The organism is Bradyrhizobium shewense (genome assembly GCF_900094605.1).
In the GTDB taxonomy this organism is placed as follows: domain Bacteria; phylum Pseudomonadota; class Alphaproteobacteria; order Rhizobiales; family Xanthobacteraceae; genus Bradyrhizobium; species Bradyrhizobium shewense.
In genome coordinates this window covers 303,308-322,021 of record NZ_FMAI01000008.1, presented here as the reverse complement: position 1 = coordinate 322,021, position 18,714 = coordinate 303,308, and the positions used below count along the sequence as shown (strand labels likewise).

Genomic DNA, 18,714 nt, shown 5'->3' with positions numbered 1-18,714 from the left:
ACCCGGCAATCCATCATCCTGCGAAAAACGATGGATGCCCGGGTCGCCTAGCGCGAAGACGCGCTTCGCGCTTCTGCCCGGGCATGACGATGAGACATTCAGCGGCTGTTCAGGCGGATGGCCTTAGGCCAGTACGCCCATGATGTCCGACTCCTTCATGATCAGGAGCTCTTCGTTGTCGATCTTGACCTCGGTGCCCGACCATTTGCCGAACAGCACGCGGTCGCCGACCTTGAGGTCGATCGGGGTCAGCTTGCCGGTCTCGTCACGGCCGCCGGGGCCGACGGCGACGACCTCGCCCTGGGACGGCTTTTCCTTGGCGCTGTCCGGAATGATGATGCCGCCCTTGGTCTTTTCCTCGGCGTCGATACGTTTGACCACGACACGGTCATGCAGCGGACGAAATTTGGATTTAGCCATGACGTTTCCCTTTGGAGGCTCGCTTCGGAAGTAGTGGAAGTGGGTGGGGCGGCGCTTCCGTCCATCCCCTATCCCGAGGATCGAACGGCGTGCTTAGCAATCGGGCTTTCCGAGTGCTAATAGTGGGCCCGGAAATATGGCTTGGCCGCGATCCTGTCAAGCAAAGGTGGTTAAGCGATTGGTGAGGCGGATATAGGATGGTGGCACTGGAAACTTGTTCGGGGCGCCGACGTATTAAAGGACGTCATTGCTCCGGCAGCGGTTTTGCGCTTGGCTGCAGGAGGGGTGCGGCCATGGTCTTGTTCGGGGGAATGCCATGATCAGTTCAGCTCACGCGCGCACGGTTGCCAATCTGGCCGCCGCCTCATGTCTGGCGCTGCTGCTGGGCGCTTGCGGCGGCGGCATGAGCCTGCCGTCCTTCTCGTCGTCCTCGCCGCCGCCCGAAGCCGAGCCGGGCGTCGCGCCCGAAATGCCTGCGACCATTCGCGGCGACGAGATCGTCGGCCGCTGGGGCCTCGCCTCGTTCCAGAACCCGGCCGACCGCGCCCGCACCGAGGCGGCCGCCCGGGCCCAGTGCAAAAATCCCTACGTGATCACCGCCGGCTCCTCCGGCGGCGTGATCATGCATCTGGCCGACCAGGCAACGCCCCAGGAGCTGCGGCTGAAGGGCTCGCCGAGCGGCAAGAACTACATCGGGCCGGCGGGTCCGACCCCCGGCGAGCAGGACCGCGAAATCATCTCCTTCGACGGCCGCGTCCTGATCACCCGCTTCATCGACAAGGATGCCGCCACCCGCTACGGCAACATGGTCTACGTCCGCTGCGCGCCGCGGGCGTGATGGTCTAACGCCACGCGCTATAACCCTCTCCCCTTGTGGGAGAGGGTGGCTCGCCGCGTAGCGGCGAGACGGGTGAGGGGTATCTCTCCCCGAGTCCAACTCTCATTCGAATTCGCTGAAGCAACCCCTCATCCGGCGCTTCGCGCCACCTTCTCCCACAAGGGGAGGAGGGGCAGTCTCGCTTGATGGCACAAAACAAAAACGCCGGCCCCCAGGCCGGCGTTTTGTTATTCCTATGTCGCGCGCTCAGTCGAACAGCGCGTCGATGTCGTCCTGCGAGGCGTGGCCGACGTCGCCGGCGAGCTTGGGGCCGTTGAGAAGCTTGTCGTCCTCGCTGCGATTGTCGACCGGCGGCACGACGTGCGACTTGATCGCGTCGACGCCGCCCCAGATCTCCATCATCGCATTGATGTGCTGCTCGATGAACTTCATCGTGCCCATCACCTTGCTGATGCGCTGGCCGGTCAGGTCCTGGAAGTTGCAGGCTTCGAAGATCGAGATGACGCGTTCCTGGATGTCGTCGGCGAGCCGCTTCTGCTGGTCGATCGAGTCCACCTTGGACATCGCGCTGGCGGCCTGGTCGATCGATTCCGCGGCTTCGAGGATCTGCTGGGTCGCCTGCTCGGTGCCGCCGACCACCGCGCCTAGCTCGCCATTGACCTTGGCCATTTCGCCGCCGTCGAAGCTCTTGCCGTGCAGCGTCGCGATTTCGCGCTTGGTGCGGTCGATGGCGTCATGGATGAGGTCGAGCTCGACCTTCAGCTTCTCGCACTGCTCGATCTGGGCTCGATAGGTATCGAGCATGGTACGAGCCTCGGAAAGTTCGTGGGCGGTGGAGGCGTCGATCGCCGCCATGGCTGCGCTGCCGGACAAGGGCAAGGGCGCGGCGCCCTTCGCCATCTGCGCACGGATCGCACGTAGCTCGGCCATGATCTCGCTATGCATCGGGATTGCCTCTTCAGTTACGTCCAAAATCGGCATCTCGCCACCAGCGATATCCTCGACGCGAAAACGTTTGCGGTGAACAGCCATCAGGATACTCCCCCCACCTCACTCACGCGTCTTTGTAGGCAGAAGCGATTTAACACGAAGTTCACGGCAGGAACTGTTGTGCGGCTGCGCGCGACGGCGCGCAAAGAAGCGATTAACCATGCGCGCGCGGCGTTCATCGAAAATAAACGCTGATCGCCAAATTGCCCCACTGCTGACGACGTGGTGAATCCAAACGCCGCTTCTGTTTACCAAACAAAACGGCTTTTGCCTTTTATTGACCACGTCGGGGGCGCGGACCAGCCATCAGCTCTCCACGGCGCATGTGATCTAGACGAAACAGTACAGAGTACGTCGATGTTCAAGAAAATGTCTGTCGCGCTGCTCGGCAGCGCTTGCACCTTCATTGCCGGCGCCAACAGTGCGAGCGCCTTCGACAATTCGGTGCCGAATGATCCGCCCGCGGTGCTCTACCAGCCGCAGGTGCCGCCGGCGCCGGTGCGCGTCGCCTCCAATGCGAACATGGGCGGCGGCTTCATCGAGTTCCTGTTCGGCGACGGACCGGGCCGCGGTCCGGCCTACGCGCCCGAGCGGCCGGTCTATCAACAGCAGCCCGGCTATTACGACCAGCGCCGCCTGCCGCCGATGGGCGAGCCGCAGATGCAGGGTGGATATCAGCAAGGCGCGGTTCAGCAGGAGACGGCCGATCCGCGGCAGCGTCAGTTCGATCCAAGATTCGAGAAGCAATCTGTTGACTATAGCGGCAAGGAAAGTCCCGGCACCATCGTGGTCGATACCCCGAACAAGTTCCTCTATCTCGTCGAGGGCAACGGCAGGGCGATGCGCTACGGCATTGGCGTCGGGCGTCCCGGCTTCACCTGGTCCGGCGTGAAGGCGATCACAGCCAAGCGCGAATGGCCGGACTGGACGCCGCCGGCCGAAATGATCGCGCGCCGCCCCGATTTGCCCCGGCACATGGAAGGCGGTCCGGAGAATCCGCTCGGCGCCCGCGCGATGTATCTGGGCTCGACGCTGTACCGCATCCACGGTTCCAACGAGCCCTGGACCATCGGCACCAACGTCTCCTCCGGCTGCATCCGCATGCGCAACGAAGACGTCATCGACCTCTACGGCCGCGTCAATGTCGGCACCAAGGTCGTGGTGATGTAGCCCAGCGCTCGCTGCGAGCCGTCAATTCCGCGTGTCGCGTCGGCTCGCGACGCGCGGCATCGAAGGCGTTGCGTGCCGCCGGCGTACGTTCTCCGGCTAGAGTCTAGGCTGGCCGACGATGCCGCGTCGAAGCCAGACGGGGGGCAACAGAGCAGCGACGAGGAGTTGATGAACGGGCAAGCGATGCGCGAGCGGAGCGGTTCAACCGCCGCGCCGACAGCTCGGCCTTCTTGACGAGTTCGTGCAGTCCCTCCAACTCGTACAACTCGGTGATGAGATGAGTTGTCACGGTGGTCAGGGTTGCGATGCGCTGCTGAAATGGACTCATTTTTAAGACCCCGACTATAACTAAAAGAGGCAACCACATCGGTAGTGTGGCATGAGCAACGTGTTCTTCCAGTTGAACACCCATGTCCGAATTTGGAAATCCGGGAGTCTACGGTCGCGCGCGTCAGACGGCGATTTGATTTGTCATGGTGAATTCAGGCGCGTCGGGTAACGTTCAGCTCAGTCCAATGATGCTGCAAAATAGTCATATTATATCGAGCGTCCTCTCTGCTTGCCGTGGCACAAAAGGCGCTCGAGCCATGCTCTAAAAGAAACGGCCGCCGAGAGGCGGCCGTCCGGATCTTTCGGGCGAATTGCTCACGCGTAATCGCTACCGCCATCGTCGTCGCCGCCGAAATCGCTGTCGTCGGCCACGTCCGTATTGCCGTCGTCGTTGTTGTCGCCGTAGTTCTGGTCGTTGTCGTTACGATCGTTGTTCGCCTGGTCGGAGAAGCTCTGGCGCGACTCGCGGTTCGAGCCGATGTCGTTGAGACCGGCATCGCGCGCGAGCGAGCCGCCGGACTGGTCGCTGCCGCCCCAAGGACTTCCACCAGCGCCGCGGTCGCCGAGGGCGTTGGTGTCGCCAAAGGCCTGCTGATGCGATCCGCCCATCATGCCGCGGATGCTGGAGAGCAGCAGCGAGCCGCCGACGACGCCGGCGGCAGCTGCCGCCGCGGTGCCGAGGAACGAGCCGCCGCCACCGCCCATCGGCGGTGCGCCATAACCCTGGCCCGGGCCCTGACCTGGAGCTTGGCCTGGACCTTGGCCGTAAGGGGGCTGACCGTAGCCCGGCTGCGTCTGCTGCATCGCTCCGCCGCTGTTCCAGACCGGCCGCGCGTCACGTGGCGGCACGTTCGGAACCGAGCCGCGCGAGGGGCCTCCGCCGAACAGCGTATCGCGCATGGTGTCGAGGAAGCCGCCGGACTGCGCCTGCTCGGGCCCATGGGCCGCTTCCAGCTCCTGAATGCGGTTATGGGCGCGCTTCAGCGCTTCGTCCTGCAGCAGCGTGGTCTGCACCAGCGCATAGATCGCGCCGGGTGCCTTGCGCAGCCCGTCCGAGATCGCGGCGATCGCGTCGGGATCGCGCGGTGCGTTTTCCAGTTTCGAAAGCCGGTCGAAAAGGTCGTCGACGAGCTGGCGTTCCTGCGGCGTCATGATCAGTCTCCCTCGCGCAAAACAAGCGCGAAGCAGATGTAGGGTTCCATTGTGGCCCCAACAGTGCCGGCCGGATTAAATTTCGGTATGCGACAAGCTGCCTCGCGGCTTGCCGTCCGTCGGTGTCATCCCAGCGTGGCGCGGCTGTCCGCCAGCAGACGCGCGAAGTCGTCGCCGGCCAGATAGGCGTGCTCGCGTTCGCGGACATCCGTCATCGGATCGAGGCCGGCGAGGACATCGTCGACGAAGCCGGGATGGCACATCACGAGGCCGCCATCCGGCAAGCCTTCCAGGAATTGCCGCATCAGCTCGCCAAAATCGGCCGCCCGCGTGAAGTCATAGGCGCCGGCAAAGCCCGGGTTGAAGCTGAGCCCCGCGCTGCCGGCACGGCGGCGGAATTGCGCGCTGAGGACGTCGAGCACGATGGCCTTGGGTGAGGCCAACCGCTGCTTGAGCGGCAGGTCGCGGCCGCCCTGGCGCACCCAGGCGTTCGGGGCGCCTTCGCTGACCGCATCGACGAAGCCGTCGCGCACCTGCGGATAGAGCTGCACATGCTGATGGCCGTCGACGAAGTCAGGCGCACGCCCGAACGCTTCGGCGAAGGCGGCGAGCTGCGCCTTCACCTCGTTGCGGAAGAATTCGCGGTCGAGCCGCCGCAAAACGCCCGCGCGCAGCAGCTTCGGAAACGGCATGAACATGTCGCCGTCGAGCGGGCGGAAATGCATGGTGAGGGGGCGGAACGGCGCCGACAGCGTCACGTGCAATCCGATCGCGCAGCGGGGGCTCGTCTTCGCCGAGGCCTGAAGCGCCTCGACGTCGCTGCGCGCGATTGCAGGACCCACCATCATCACCGAGGTGGCGTTGAGGCGGCCGCGTTCGATCAGGTCGCGGATGGCGCGGTTGACGCCCGGGCTGATGCCGTAATCGTCGGCACAGAGCCAGATCCGCCGCAGACCCGCGGCCGCGCTCATTCGGCGGCCGTCCTCTTCGCGGCCTCGTCCGCCTTGCCGGCTTCGAAGTGCTTTTCGCTATGCTCGGCGACGAAGTAGATCGGGCGCGCCTTCAGCTCGGAGAGGATCTTGCCGATATATTCGCCGACGATGCCGATCATGATGAGCTGAACGCCGCCGATCGTCATCAGGCCGATCACGAGCGAGGGATAGCCGGGCACCTGCTTGCCGGTCGTGAACACCTCCCAGAGGATCGAAAGGCCGAACAGGAAGGCGCCGCCGGCGAGAATGACGCCGAGCAGGCTGGCGAAGCGCAGGGGTGCCACCGAAAACGAGGTCAGGCCCTCGATCGACAGGCCGAGCAGGCTTGCGGCGTTGAAGGTGGTAACGCCATGGGCGCGCGCGGACGGCTCATAGTCGACGCGGATCTGGCGGAAGCCGATCCAGCTGGCGAGGCCCTTGAAGAACCGGTTGCGCTCGGGCAGCTGCCTTAGCGCTGTGACCGCGCGCGGTGACAGCAGGCGGAAGTCGCCGGCGTCCTCGGGAATCTTCTGCCGTGCCCCCCAATTGATCAGCGCGTAGAAACCGTGCACGGCGACCCGGCGCAGGAAGGTCTCGTTGTCGCGATGCGCCTTGGCGGTGTAGACGACGTCATAGCCGTCATCGATCCAATGCCGTACCAGCTGTTCGATCAGCGCTGGCGGATGCTGGCCGTCGCCGTCCATGAACATGACGGCGCCGAGCCGGGCATGGTCGAGGCCGGCCATCAGGGCCGCTTCCTTGCCGAAATTGCGCGACAGCGACACCACCTGGACGTCGATCGCGTCGGCCGGCAGCGCGCGGGCGATCGCCAGCGTCGCATCCTTGCTGCCGTCGTCGACATAGACGACCTCGCAAGCCAGGCGATAGCGCTCCCGCAAGGTTTTTGCGAGATCGCAGATGCGCTGGTGCAGGGCGGCAAGGCCCGCCGCCTCGTTGTAGACGGGGACGACGATCGACAGTCCCTTCGCGGCCGCGGTGCTTGCGGTCGTCGTCATGCCGGAAACGTCAGAGCCCAACGTCATCGATCAAGGTTCCAGAGGCGTTCAAAGTCGTCTCAACAGCATATGGTAGCTGCCATTTGCTGTCGCAAAGCTGAACGGAAATGCTGAGCGGACCTGAGGCTCACTGCCGCAGGAACGCCTCCAGCTTGGCGAACAGCGGGTTCTCCCGGTCGAACACGTAGTCGAGCGAAACCACCGAGACGGTTTCGGCGCCATGCTCGCGCAGGAAGCTTGCCAGCGCATAGAGCTGTCCCGGCGGGCAGTGCAACGTCAGCATGCCTGACGAGGTCGGTCCGCCGAACGGGGCCTCGACGCCGAACCGGCCATGGGCTTCGCCGAGCAGCGCGGCGTCGCATTGCCGGAAGCGGGTGCGGACCTCGCGATACTTGTTGGCCCGCGCCCTTGCCGCGATGTGATCGAGGATGACGCGCGCGGTCTCCCGCGCCTGCGGCGTCCAGTTGGCCTCTTTCGAGGCGACCAGATTGGCCTGGCTGCGCAGGATCACGCCGTCGTCGAGCACCCGCAAGCCGTTGGCGGCGAGCGTCGCGCCTGTGGTGGTGATGTCGACGATCAACTCGGCGCTGCCGGCCGCCGGCGCGCCTTCGGTCGCGCCGCTGCTTTCAACAATGCGGTAATCGGTGATGCCGTGGCTCTGGAAGAAGGCGCGGGTGAGGTTGACGAACTTGGTCGCGACCCGCATCCGCATGTGATGCTGCTCGCGGAAGCCGGTGGTGACGTCGTCGAGGTCGGCCATGGTGCGAACGTCGATCCAGGCCTGCGGCACCGCGACGACGACGTCGGCATAGCCGAAGCCGAGCCCATCGATCAGCGACACGCGCTTGTCGGCGTCCGCGATGTTCTCGTGCACCAGGTCTTCCCCGGTGACGCCGAGATGCGCAAAGCCGCGCGACAGTTGCGAAGCGATCTCGCTCGCCGAGAGATAGGCGACCTCGACATGATCGAGGCCTGCAAGCGTGCCGCGATAGTCGCGGGCGCCGCCAGCCTTCGACAGCTTGAGGCCGGCACGGGCGAAGAAGGCTTCGGTATTTTCCTGAAGGCGGCCCTTGGAGGGAACGGCCAGAACGAATGGCGCGCTCATGACTTAAGCTCCCACCTTGCGGCCGATCTTCGTCAGCGCATCCACCCAGACCGAGAAGCCGACCGCGGGGATCGGCTCAGTCGATCCCAGCTGGGTCATCAGCCCGTCATAGCGGCCGCCGGCGACCAGCGGCTCGGCGCCGTTGCCCCGGTGATGCAGCTCGAATTCGAAGCCGGTGTAATAGTCGAGGCCGCGCCCGAACGCGGTCGAGAAGCGCGTCTGCTTCACGTCGATGCCGCGCGCCGCCATGAAGCCGACCCGGCTCTCGAACTGGTCGATCGCAGCCGTGAGGTCGAGCTTCGCGTCGGCAGTGAGCGCGCGCAGCTCGGCGATGGCATCGTCGGGATTGCCTGCGATCGTCAGGAAGCGCTTGAGCACGGTGATCGCCTCGCGCGGCAGCGCGCCGCCCTTCAGCGTCGATTGCTCGAGGAAGCGATCGGCGATCTCGGCCGTGGTGCGTCCCCCGACATTGGTGGTGCCGGCGATCGACATCAGATCGGTGACGAAGGCGAGCGCCGCCTTGCGGTCGGAGCCGGCGAGGGCAGCGAGCACGCCCTCATATTCGCTGCGGGTCGCGGTGGTGGCGGCCGCCAGCCGTTCCAGATCCTTTTCCAGGCTGATCTTGCGGTTGAAATCCTTGACCAGGCGGCGGCGCCAGACCGGATAGAGGTCGAGCGCGTCGAGCAGCGCATTGAACAACGCCACGTCGCCGGTGCGGATCTCGACGTCGCGGACACCGAAGGCCGCGGTCGCTTCGAGCCCGAGCGCCAACGTCTCGGCGTCGGCCGCGGCACGGTCCTGGCGGCCGAACGATTCGATGCCGGCCTGCAGGAATTCGCTGGCTTGGCCGCTGCGGTAGCGGAACACCGGGCCGAGATAGCTGAACCCGGCCGGCTGGCCGGCACGACCGGAGCTCAGGTAATCGCGCGCCACGGGAATGGTCAGGTCCGGGCGCAGGCACAGCTCCTCGCCGGAGAGGTCCGTGGTCAGGTACAGGCTCTTGCGGATGTCCTCGCCGGAGAGGTCCAGGAACGGCTCGGCCGGCTGCAGGATGGCGGGCTCGGCCCTGACGTAACCGGCCTGCGCGAACGACAACAGCAGCGTATCCGCCCAGGCGGCGGAGCCGGCAGCATTTGAGGTGGCAGTCGCGGTCATAACTGGGTCCATCGTCCCGGTGGAACCGGGCAGGGCAAGGGAAAGGACAGGAATTGCGCAGCCCTTAGCATGGCCCGAAAGCGGTTTCGACCTCCAAAGGATCAATCGCTTAACAGGCGGGCAACGCCGGGATCAGCTGGCATTGCCCCAATCGCCCAGCACCGCCTGTACCAGCGCCAGGGCGGCCACGGCAGCGGTATCGGCCCGCATGATCCGCGGGCCGAGCGCCAGCCGGAGGATCTTGGGCTGCCGCAGCAGCAGGGCCCGCTCTTCTTCGGCAAAGCCGCCCTCGGGGCCGATCAGCACGTCGATCCCCTGTCCTGCTTCGCGCGCGTTCTGCAGGCTTTGAACGGGGTTTTGCACCTCCGCTGCCTCGTCGCAGAAGATCAGCAGGCGGCCCGCAGGGCGCTGACTGAGATACCGCTCCAGCGGCACCGGCTCGGCGACCGTGGCGATGCTCAAAATGCCGCATTGCTCGGCCGCCTCGACGACATTGGCGCGCATCCGCTCGGTGTTGACCCGGGAGGCCTGGGTGAACCGGGTCAGGACCGGATGAAGCGCGGCGGCGCCCATCTCGATGGCCTTCTGGACCATGTAATCCAGCCGGGCATGCTTGAGCGGGGCGAAAACGTAGGCGACGTCCGGCAGCCCGTCCTGCGGCCGGGTCTGCTGCAGGATCACGAGGCCGTCCGGCCGCTTGCGACCTTCGATGGCGGCCTGCCACTCGCCGTCGCGGCCGTTGAAGGCCAAAACCTCGGCTCCGGCGGCAAGTCGCAGCACATTGCCGAGATAATTGCTCTGGTCGCGGTCGAGCGGGATCCTGGCGTCCTGGGCAAGAGGAGCGTCGACGAACAGGCGGGGAGCGCGAAAATCGTGGGAGGGCATCGTTCAGGGGTCCGATTTGGGGCCGTTCTTAACCGAAAGCAGCCATTCCGGGGGTAAATATTGCCGAAATGGTGCGTCCCCGCGCCGCGCTCTTGCCCTATTCAACGGGTTGTTAAGCGCCGGCGGGAATCGTAAAAACGCGAACACGCTGGTTGCGCTTCAATTGGGAAGACGCTGAACCCCGTAGCTCCTGCCGGAGAGACTATCCTGATGATCCGTCATTTGATGGTTCCGATCACTGCCGCCATGGTCACCCTGAGCACCGCGGGCGCCTATGCGCAAAGCGCCTTCCCGGCGCCGCTGCCGAACCAGGCCGCCACCAGTTCCGCGTTTCCCCCGGTGAACGGCTCGGCGCCGACCGCTTCGGTCGGCACGGCACCGCAATCGTCCTTTCCCGTGAATGGCGCCGCGCCCGTCGGCGGCGCTGGTGCGTTCAGTGCGGCCCCGCCGACCCAGGGCGGCCCTGGCGAGGACTGCATGAAGGCTTTCATTCCTCTGCGCGAGGAAGCCGAGAAGCGCGGCAAGCTGATCAAGGCCGCGAGCGACCGTCATGCGCCGCCGGACGAAGCCTGCAAGCTGATCCGCAATTTCAGCCAGGCTGAGACCAAGATGATCAAGTACATCGAGTCCCACGCCGCCAAATGCGGAATCCCGGCGCAGATCGGCGCGCAGATGAAGGACGGTCACAAGAATACCGAGGCCATGGCGACGAAGGTCTGCAACGTCGCGCAGCAGATGCAGAACCAGCCGCGCGGTCCGGCCGGCCCGTCGCTGAGCGAGGTGCTCGGTTCAGGCTCGGCGCCTGAGGCCAATGCCGGCAAGAAGGGCGGCAGCACCTTCGACACGCTCAACGGCAATGTCCTGACCCGATGACACACGTGCCGCCGATTTGAAGTTCCTACGGTGCTTGCCGCGATCCTCATAGGAACTTCAAATCGATAGGCGGCACGTGAATTATAATTTCTTGCTAGTGCCCTTGTAGTTTTCGAAGTTCGTACCGGGATACGCCGCGATGGAATACGAACTTCGAAAACTGGGCACTAGCACATCCGCCCGCGTTGCCGATTCCACCGGCAACTGGGTCGATACGCTCGCGCCGCCATGGGCGCGGCCTTATTTGCGATTGTCCCGCTTCGATCGTCCGATCGGCTCATGGCTGCTGTTGATGCCGTGCTGGTGGTCGGCGGCGCTCGCGAGCGGCATGGCGCATGACGTCCGCGGACTGCCGCTCACCATCCTGCTGTTCTTCATCGGCGCCTTCGTGATGCGCGGGGCGGGCTGCACCTGGAACGACATCACCGACCGCGATCTCGACGACAAGGTCGAGCGCACCCGCTCGCGGCCGCTGCCGTCGGGGCAGGTGAGCACGAAGCAGGCGCTGGCTTGGATGGTCGTGCAGGCGCTGATCGGCCTTATCGTGCTGCTGCAGTTCAACCGCTTCGCGATTGCGACCGGCATCGCCTCGCTCCTGATCGTCGCGATCTACCCCTTCATGAAGCGCATCACCTGGTGGCCGCAGGTCGTGCTCGGGCTTGCCTTCTCCTGGGGCGCCCTGATGGGATTTGCCGTCACCTTCGGCCGCATCGACGTCACCGCGATGGTGCTCTATGCCGGCGCGATTTCATGGGTGATCGGCTATGACACGATCTACGCGCATCAGGACGCCGACGACGACGCGCTGATCGGCGTCAAGTCCACCGCGCGCCTGTTCGGCGCGCACACGCACCAGGCGCTGATCCTGTTCTACGGGCTCGCTGTGATGCTGATTGGCGTCGCGCTGGCCTCAGGCGATGCGCGCTGGCCGGCCTGGCTCGGGCTGATCGCCTTCGCCGTGCACCTGGCATCGCAGGTCGTGCGCTTACGGATCGACGATCCCGAGCTCTGCAAGCGCCTGTTCTATTCGAACAAATATGCCGGAGCGCTGCTGTTTGCGGGGTTGCTGGTGGACGCGGTGATGCGGGCGGCGTAGCTGCCGTAGGGTGGGCAAAGGCGCCCTTGCGCCGTGCCCACGATCTCTCAATGATTGACTAAAAGGTGGGCACGCTTCGCTTTGCCCACCCTACGGCACTGTGAATTCCGTCTAATTCCTCGCGATGATCTCGCGTTCTTCGCGATGAACCGACAGCTCGCGTGCCATCGCAACACGGCGGCGCATCAGGAATTTCGGACGGCGGGCGCGGATCGCATTGGCGCGGCGGCGGCGGGCTGCGGGCTTGCGCGCGCCTTCGTCGAGCTGCGGAAGCGCGAAGAGCTCGCTCCAGATCGCCAAGGCCTCGACGAGCTCGTCGCCGTCGGCGCCGACGAGCAGCGGAACGGACAGCGAGGGATCGCGATGCACGAGGACGATGGCCTGCGCCTCGTCATTGCCGCGCAGCGCGACGCCTGTGAAGTCGCTGACGCGGACGTTGATCGCCATCTGCATGCCGCGAACGGCACGACGCAGCACGACGCGCTCGCGATGAAGCTCGATCTGCCTGACATGTCCGTCGGCGCGCGGATCGTGCGCATCGAAGCGGACCGGAAGGGAAAGGGGGTCGAGCCGCAGAGAGCGGCTCGACCCGGCGGGAGCGACCCCGCATGTTGCTGTTTGACGCCTCACGGCTTTAGTTCTCCCCGCCGGGATTATGTTCCCGGTCGATGCGAGGACCTTAGCGCGCGGCTTTCCGAAACCGCTTAAAAAGGCTGGTTAACCCACCGTCACTGCTGCTCATGATTGACAAGACCTTGGCGCGCATGATTGACGAGACGTTGCGCCAAAGGTGCGAATCTGAGCTTTTGGCGGGCTGAAAATGCTTGAAGTCCGCGCGATCAGGGCACATCTGTGGGTTCCGGTCCCGAACCCCCGCCCCAACAGGATTTCGTTCGTGAACTCTTCACCATCCGCAAGCTCGACGCTTTCGTCCAAGGATTCCGCCAAGGGGTCAAAGGCCAGCCGCGACCTGTTCGACCAGTCCGCTTTGTCGGATCTGGCGCAGCGGCTGGTGGAGGCGGCCAAGCGCGCCGGCGCGGATGCGGCCGACGCGGTCGCGGTGCGCGGCGTCTCGCAAGGCGTCGAGGTGCGCGACGGACGCGTCGAGGAATCCGAGCGCTCCGAGGGTGACGACGTCGGCCTGCGCGTGCTGGTCGGCCAGCGCCAGGCGGTCGTTTCGACCAACGACGTCAGCGGCGATGCCGTGACCAAGCTTGCCGAACGCGCGGTCGCGATGGCGCGCGTTGCGCCCGACGACAAATATGTCGGGCTCGCCGATCCCGCGCTGCTCGCGCGCGACTTCCCCGATCTCGATCTGCTCGACCCTGATGTGCCCGCCACCAGCGAGCTCGAGCGCCGCGCACTCGCGGCCGAAGCTGCCGCGCTCGCCGTGAAGGGCGTCACCAAATCCGGCGGCGCCTCGGCCTCCGCGGGCATGGGCGGCATGGTGCTGGTCACCTCGACCGGCTTCCACGGCTCCTATTTGCGCTCCAGCCAGGGCATCTCGGCCACCGCCATCTCGGGCGAAGGCACCGGCATGGAACGCGATTACGACTTCACATCGGCGCCCCATGGCGCCGACCTGTTGTCGCCGGAGATCGTCGGCCGTTCCGCCGGCGAGCGCACCGTGGCGCGCTCCAACCCGCGCAAGGTCGAGACCTGCAAGGTACCTGTCGTATTCGATCCGCGCGTCGCCGGCTCCCTGGTCGGCCATGTCGTCGGCGCCATCAACGGCGCCTCGATCGCGCGCAAGACCAGCTTCCTCAAGGACAAGCTCGGCCAGCAGCTCTTTGCGAAGAACATCCGCATCATCGACGATCCCCTGCGCAAGCGCGGCCTGCGCTCGCAGACCTTCGACGCCGAAGGCGTTGCCGTGAAGAAGATCGCGCTGATCGACGAGGGCGTGCTGACGACCTGGCTGCTCGACTGCGCCACTGCGCGCGAGCTCGGTCTTGCCACCACCGGCCACGCTCATCGCGGCGTCTCGTCTTCGCCTTCGCCCGGGCCGTACAATCTGCATCTCGAGCCCGGCACGCCGACGCCCGCCGAGCTGATCGCCGACATCAAGCAGGGCTTCTACGTCACCGATCTGATCGGCTCCGGCGTGAACGGCGTCACCGGCGACTACAGCCGCGGCGCCTCCGGCTTCTGGATCGAGAACGGCGAGATCACCTATCCCGTCAGCGAGGTGACGATCGCCGGCCATCTGTTCGAGATCTTCAAGTCGATGCAGCCCGCGAACAATCTCGAATTCCGCTACGGCGTCAATGCGCCGACGGTGCGCATCGAGGGATTGACGCTTGGCGGACGTTGAGGCGAACGCCCCGGGCGAAACCATCCTGACGCGCGATGCGGCGCTGCTGCAGGACACGGTGCGAGAGGCGGGTGCACTGGCGCAGTCGATGTTTCGTACCGAACTGAAGAAGTGGACCAAGGGCGCATCCTCGCCGGTTTCCGAAGCCGACATCGCCGTCAACGACCTGCTCGAAGCGCGCCTGCGCAGTGCGACGCCGGATTATGGCTGGCTCTCTGAGGAGAGCGCCGACGATGTGGCCCGGCTGTCGCGGCGGCTGACCTGGATCGTCGATCCCATCGACGGTACGCGCAATTACCTCAATGGCCACGACGATTGGTGCGTCAGCGTCGCGCTGGTCGAGGATGCCGCGCCCGTACTGGCCGCGGTGTTCGCGCCGACGAGCGGTGAGTTCTTCTTCGCTGCACGCGGCCAGGGCACCACGCTCAACGGCGTAGCCGTGCAGGCTTCGCCCGGATCCGCGCTCGACTTCTCCCGTGTCGCCGGCCCGAAACCGATGGTCGAGCGGCTCAACAGCTCGGGCGGCGAGATCAAGCTGCATCCGCGAATCGGCTCGCTCGCGCTGCGCCTGTGCCGGGTCGCCCATGGCGCGCTGGATGCGGCTTTTGCGGGGGGCAACAGCCATGATTGGGACCTTGCGGCGGCCGATTTGATCGTGCAGGAAGCCGATGGTAGGATGAGCGACCTCTCCGGAGAACCCATCCTCTATAACCGCCGGGAAGTGGCGCACGGGGTGCTGGTGGCAGCGGGACGCGATCGTCATGCGGGCATTGTCGCGCATTTTCGAAACCGTCCCTTGGCCTAAAGCGCTTTTCGTCGTGCTCGTCGAACACTGCTTTTGCCGGGCAGCCCGTTAGGAACAGAACTCATGCCAGATAGTGCCCCGCAACAACTGCTTCACCTCGTCATCGGCGGTGAGCTCGTCGATCTCGAGCACAACACCTTCAAGAACCTCGACGATGTCGAGGTCGTCGGCCTCTATCCGAATTATGCGACCGCCCATGCCGCCTGGCGGGCCAAGGCGCAGAGCACGGTCGACAACGCGCAGATGCGCTATTTCATCGTCCATCTCCACCGGTTGCTCGACCCGAATCAAGAACCGGCGCGTTGAAAAAACTGCTTCGCAATACGCTGCGAAGCAGCTTCGTTCAGCGTGCCGTCGGGGTCCTGGCGGCCGAATATCTGCGTCTGGTCTGGCGGACCAACAAATTCACGTTGGATCCGCCCGACGTCTATGCGCAGGTTGAGCCGCAACTCCCTGCGATCTTCGCGTTCTGGCACGGCCAGCATTTCCTCACGCCCTTCATCAAGAACCAGAACAAGGCTTCCTATCGCGCCAAGGTCCTGATCTCCCGCCACCGCGACGGCGAGTTCAATGCGATCGCCGCCGAGCGGCTCGGCATCGGCACCATCCGCGGTTCCGGCGATCATGGCGGTGCCTTTCACCGCAAGGGCGGGGTTGGCGCCTTCAAGGAAATGGTGCGCACGCTCCAGACCGGTTGTAATGTCGCGCTGACCGCCGATGTCCCCAAGCGCTCGCGCGTGGCCGGGCTCGGCATTATCATGCTGGCACGGGAATCGGGGCGGCCGATCATGCCTTTCGCGATGGCGACCAGCCGCTTCGTCCGGCTCAAGAACTGGGACCGCACCACCATCAATTTGCCATTCGGGCGGGGCGCATTGGTCGGCATCAAGGAAATCCACGTTCCCGCAGATGCCGACGCCGCCACGATGGAAGCGCTGCGGCAGGAGCTGGAAGAGACGTTGAACGAGGCGACCCGCCGCGCCTATGCGCAACTCGGCCGCCCGGGACCGGAAGATGCCTAATTCGCTGCCCAATTCGTTGCCGATGACGCTGCGGATGTATCAGCGCCTGGCCTCCGGCCTGGTGCCGCTTGCGCCGGCGCTGATCAAGCGGCGGCTGAAGCAGGGCAAGGAGGATCCCGCGCGCGTCGGCGAGCGGCGCGGCCTGTCCCGGGACGTGCGGCCGCATGGTCCGCTGGTCTGGATCCACGGCGCCAGTGTCGGCGAGGTGCTGGCCGCAGCGGGGCTGATCGAGCGCCTGCGCGATCTCAATTTGCGCATCCTGCTCACCTCGGGCACCGTCACCTCGGCCGCCGTGGTCGCAAAACGCTTTCCGCCCGACGTCATCCATCAATACGTGCCGTATGACTCGCCGCGGTATGTCGCGCGCTTCCTCGATCATTGGAAGCCGTCGCTGGCGCTGTTCATCGAATCCGATCTGTGGCCGAACCTGATCCTGGCGGGCGCGACGCGCCGGGTGCCGATGGTGCTGATCAACGGGCGGATGTCGCCGCGCTCCTTCCCGCGCTGGCGCCGCATGCAGGGCACCATCTCGGCGCTGCTCTCACGTTTCGACATCTGCCTCGCACAGTCGAAGACCGATGCCGAACGCTTCTCCACGCTCGGCGGCCGCGACGTCGTCACCACGGGTAACCTCAAGCTCGACGTGCCGGCGCCGCCGGCCGATCCCGCCAAGCTTGAGCGGCTGATGGCGATGACGCGCGGGCGCCCCATCATCGTCGCGGCCTCGACCCACCCGGGCGAGGACGAGATGCTGGTCGCGGCACATCGCAGCCTTTCCGGCTTCTTCCCGCAGCTCCTCACCGTGATCGTGCCGCGCCATCCCGACCGCGGCTCGTCGATCGCTGGCTTGATCACGGCATCCGGCCTGAAGCCGGCATTGCGCTCGCGCGAGGAGCTGCCGACCGCGACCACCGACATCTATGTCGCCGACACCATGGGCGAGCTCGGCCTGTTCTACCGGCTGTCGCCGATCGTATTCATGGGCGGATCGCTGATCCGCCATGGCGGGCAGAACCCGATCGAGGCGATCAAGCTCGGTGCCGCGATCGTGCATGGTCCGCACGTCTTCAACTTCGCCGATGTCTATGAGGCGCTCGACGGCAGCGGCGGTGCGCGCCAGGCCGACACGCCGGAGGCGCTGGTCAAGCAGCTCGGCCAGCTGCTGACCGATCCCACCTTGCGCGACAAGATGCAGCGCGCAGGCAGCGGCGTGGTCGAGGATCTCGGCGGCGCGCTCGATCGCACCATGACCGCGCTCGAGCCGTATCTGCTGCAGCTGCGGATCGAGATGGGAGCCGCCAATGCGTGAGCCGGCCTTCTGGTACCGGCCACGTTCTCTCCAGTCGTACGCGTTATGGCCGCTCGGAGCACTCTACGGCGCGATCACCGAACGACGCATGCTGCGCAAAGGCGTGGATGCCGGCATCCCCGTGATCTGCGTCGGCAACTACCACGTCGGCGGCGCCGGCAAGACGCCGACCGTGCTGGCGCTGACGAAGCTCCTGCGCGAGCTCGGCGAGACCCCGGTGGTGCTCAGCCGCGGCTATGGCGGACGGCTGCAGGGCCCGGTCATGGTCGACCGCGCGCGCCACACCGCGGTCGACATCGGCGACGAGCCCTTGATGATGGCGCGCGATGTCCCGGTCGCCGTCGCGCGTGACCGTCTCGAGGGTGTCGCGCTCGCCAAATCGCAAGGCGCCACAGTGGTCCTGATGGACGATGGCTTTCAGAACCCGCGCCTGGTCAAGGACACCTCGCTGATCGTGATCGATAGCGAACGCGGCCTCGGCAACGGCAAGGTATTTCCCGCCGGCCCGCTGCGCGCGCCGCTGAAGGCGCAGCTTGCGCGCACCGACGCGCTGGTCTTGATCGGCGACGGCCGCGCCGCCAACGATGTCGCGGCCGAGCTTGCCAAGCGCGACAAACCGGAGCTGCGCGCGCGCCTGAGGCCGGACGCCGGGTCGGTCGCAAGACTGTTGGGCAAGCCGGTGTTCGCATTCGCGGGCATTGGCGATCCCGAACGATTCTTCCGCAGCTTGCGCGCCTGCGGCATCGAGGTCGCGCGCACGCGCGCCTTCGCCGATCATCACATATTTTCAAACGACGAGATCGCAGCTCTCGCAGCGGAGGCGCAGCGCGAGCAGTACACACTGGTGACGACGGAAAAGGATCTCGCGCGCCTCCGCGGCCGTGAAGGCCTGCCTGCTAGCATCGTGCCGTTCGCTGTGCAGCTCGAGTTCGATGATCCGGCAGCGCTCCGGCAATTGATCAGCGATCACCTCTACAAGGCGCGCGAGCGGCGGTTCAGCAGGCGCTGATCTCGTTGGGTGGGCAAGCTCGTCCGCCGTAGCCAAAGAGCAAAGGATGGAAAACAATTCATCCATCGCCATGCGGTATTCGACAACTGATCGGGCGACATGTCGCGGCAGATGAATTCTCTTCCGCATGTTGGGGAGTTGATGTAGCCTTCCATGAGAGCCGTCACCGGGACGTGCCGAACTCCCGGAAATCATCGGCGGCGTTTATGCCCACGGCGGGCAGTACCTTCATCATTTCAGATGCAGCGGCCGTA

General features: G+C 65.4%; 20 protein-coding genes. 10 read left to right on the top strand and 10 right to left on the bottom strand.

What is annotated here, in order from left to right; genetic code table 11:
* Nucleotides 1–123 precede the first annotated feature (123 nt).
* Nucleotides 124–420 carry a co-chaperone GroES gene (locus GA0061098_RS18270; protein ID WP_018321905.1) on the bottom strand — a complete coding sequence of 99 codons (297 nt, stop codon included), beginning with the start codon at nt 418–420 and terminating at the stop codon, nt 124–126.
* A gap of 316 nt (nt 421–736) precedes the next feature.
* Here GA0061098_RS18270 and GA0061098_RS18265 point away from each other — a divergent pair, with 316 nt between their 5' ends.
* Complete coding sequence (locus GA0061098_RS18265) at nt 737–1,258, top strand: hypothetical protein (protein ID WP_028140096.1); 522 nt, start codon at nt 737–739, stop codon at nt 1,256–1,258.
* Nucleotides 1,259–1,504: 246 nt separating this feature from the next.
* Here GA0061098_RS18265 and GA0061098_RS18260 read toward each other — a convergent pair whose 3' ends face one another.
* On the bottom strand, nt 1,505–2,290 hold the full coding sequence (locus GA0061098_RS18260) for a protein phosphatase CheZ (protein ID WP_091958759.1): 786 nt from the start codon (nt 2,288–2,290) through the stop codon (nt 1,505–1,507).
* A gap of 315 nt (nt 2,291–2,605) precedes the next feature.
* Here GA0061098_RS18260 and GA0061098_RS18255 point away from each other — a divergent pair, with 315 nt between their 5' ends.
* Nucleotides 2,606–3,418 (top strand): L,D-transpeptidase, encoded by an 813-nt coding sequence (locus GA0061098_RS18255; protein ID WP_165637442.1) that lies wholly within the window; start codon nt 2,606–2,608, stop codon nt 3,416–3,418.
* Between the two features lie 103 nt (nt 3,419–3,521).
* On the opposite strand, the gene GA0061098_RS45630 is transcribed toward GA0061098_RS18255, so the two are convergent.
* The 7 genes from GA0061098_RS45630 to GA0061098_RS18225 all read right to left on the bottom strand — a co-directional run bounded on the left by GA0061098_RS45630 (nt 3,522) and on the right by GA0061098_RS18225 (nt 10,032).
* Nucleotides 3,522–3,830, bottom strand: a complete 309-nt coding sequence (locus tag GA0061098_RS45630; RefSeq protein ID WP_129590882.1) for a hypothetical protein — start codon at nt 3,828–3,830, stop codon at nt 3,522–3,524.
* Nucleotides 3,831–4,063: 233 nt separating this feature from the next.
* Complete coding sequence (locus tag GA0061098_RS18250; protein ID WP_091958752.1) at nt 4,064–4,900, bottom strand: DUF2076 domain-containing protein; 837 nt, start codon at nt 4,898–4,900, stop codon at nt 4,064–4,066.
* Between the two features lie 125 nt (nt 4,901–5,025).
* Nucleotides 5,026–5,871, bottom strand: coding sequence for a ChbG/HpnK family deacetylase (locus GA0061098_RS18245; RefSeq protein ID WP_091958749.1), 846 nt, complete (start codon nt 5,869–5,871; stop codon nt 5,026–5,028).
* Nucleotides 5,868–6,914, bottom strand: coding sequence for a glycosyltransferase family 2 protein (locus GA0061098_RS18240; protein ID WP_091958746.1), 1,047 nt, complete (start codon nt 6,912–6,914; stop codon nt 5,868–5,870). The genes GA0061098_RS18245 and GA0061098_RS18240 overlap by 4 nt, the downstream gene beginning before the upstream one ends.
* 100 nt (nt 6,915–7,014) lie before the next feature.
* The gene (gene hisG, locus GA0061098_RS18235; RefSeq protein ID WP_091958743.1) at nt 7,015–7,992 is read right to left on the bottom strand and encodes an ATP phosphoribosyltransferase; all 978 of its coding nucleotides are present in this window, start codon (nt 7,990–7,992) and stop codon (nt 7,015–7,017) included.
* Nucleotides 7,993–7,995: 3 nt separating this feature from the next.
* Nucleotides 7,996–9,147 carry an ATP phosphoribosyltransferase regulatory subunit gene (locus tag GA0061098_RS18230; protein WP_091958740.1) on the bottom strand — a complete coding sequence of 384 codons (1,152 nt, stop codon included), beginning with the start codon at nt 9,145–9,147 and terminating at the stop codon, nt 7,996–7,998.
* A gap of 132 nt (nt 9,148–9,279) precedes the next feature.
* A complete protein-coding gene (locus GA0061098_RS18225) occupies nt 9,280–10,032 on the bottom strand; it encodes a 16S rRNA (uracil(1498)-N(3))-methyltransferase (protein WP_091958737.1) in 753 nt (250 codons plus the stop codon).
* A 210-nt stretch (nt 10,033–10,242) separates the two neighbouring features.
* Between GA0061098_RS18225 and GA0061098_RS18220 the strand changes: the two genes are divergently transcribed.
* On the top strand, nt 10,243–10,905 hold the full coding sequence (locus GA0061098_RS18220) for a hypothetical protein (protein WP_028140105.1): 663 nt from the start codon (nt 10,243–10,245) through the stop codon (nt 10,903–10,905).
* A 139-nt stretch (nt 10,906–11,044) separates the two neighbouring features.
* Entirely contained in the window at nt 11,045–12,001 is a 957-nt protein-coding gene (gene ubiA, locus GA0061098_RS18215) for a 4-hydroxybenzoate octaprenyltransferase (RefSeq protein ID WP_091958734.1), read from the top strand.
* Between the two features lie 111 nt (nt 12,002–12,112).
* Here ubiA and GA0061098_RS18210 read toward each other — a convergent pair whose 3' ends face one another.
* A complete protein-coding gene (locus GA0061098_RS18210; protein ID WP_091958731.1) occupies nt 12,113–12,631 on the bottom strand; it encodes a DUF6101 family protein in 519 nt (172 codons plus the stop codon).
* Between the two features lie 265 nt (nt 12,632–12,896).
* On the opposite strand from GA0061098_RS18210, the gene GA0061098_RS18205 reads away from it, so the two are divergent.
* The 6 genes from GA0061098_RS18205 to lpxK all read left to right on the top strand — a co-directional run bounded on the left by GA0061098_RS18205 (nt 12,897) and on the right by lpxK (nt 18,460).
* The gene (locus GA0061098_RS18205) at nt 12,897–14,315 is read left to right on the top strand and encodes a TldD/PmbA family protein (protein WP_165637441.1); all 1,419 of its coding nucleotides are present in this window, start codon (nt 12,897–12,899) and stop codon (nt 14,313–14,315) included.
* Nucleotides 14,302–15,120, top strand: a complete 819-nt coding sequence (locus GA0061098_RS18200; RefSeq protein WP_091958725.1) for a 3'(2'),5'-bisphosphate nucleotidase CysQ — start codon at nt 14,302–14,304, stop codon at nt 15,118–15,120. Before GA0061098_RS18205 ends, GA0061098_RS18200 begins: the two co-directional genes overlap by 14 nt.
* A 63-nt stretch (nt 15,121–15,183) precedes the next feature.
* Nucleotides 15,184–15,426, top strand: coding sequence for a DUF4170 domain-containing protein (locus GA0061098_RS18195; RefSeq protein ID WP_091958722.1), 243 nt, complete (start codon nt 15,184–15,186; stop codon nt 15,424–15,426).
* Nucleotides 15,423–16,142, top strand: a complete 720-nt coding sequence (locus tag GA0061098_RS18190) for a lysophospholipid acyltransferase family protein (RefSeq protein ID WP_091958719.1) — start codon at nt 15,423–15,425, stop codon at nt 16,140–16,142. The genes GA0061098_RS18195 and GA0061098_RS18190 overlap by 4 nt, the downstream gene beginning before the upstream one ends.
* Nucleotides 16,105–17,451: a 3-deoxy-D-manno-octulosonic acid transferase gene (locus tag GA0061098_RS18185; RefSeq protein ID WP_091958717.1), complete on the top strand. Its 1,347-nt coding sequence runs from the start codon at nt 16,105–16,107 to the stop codon at nt 17,449–17,451. The genes GA0061098_RS18190 and GA0061098_RS18185 overlap by 38 nt, the downstream gene beginning before the upstream one ends.
* Nucleotides 17,444–18,460, top strand: coding sequence for a tetraacyldisaccharide 4'-kinase (gene lpxK, locus GA0061098_RS18180; RefSeq protein WP_091958714.1), 1,017 nt, complete (start codon nt 17,444–17,446; stop codon nt 18,458–18,460). Before GA0061098_RS18185 ends, lpxK begins: the two co-directional genes overlap by 8 nt.
* Nucleotides 18,461–18,714: the final 254 nt, after the last annotated feature.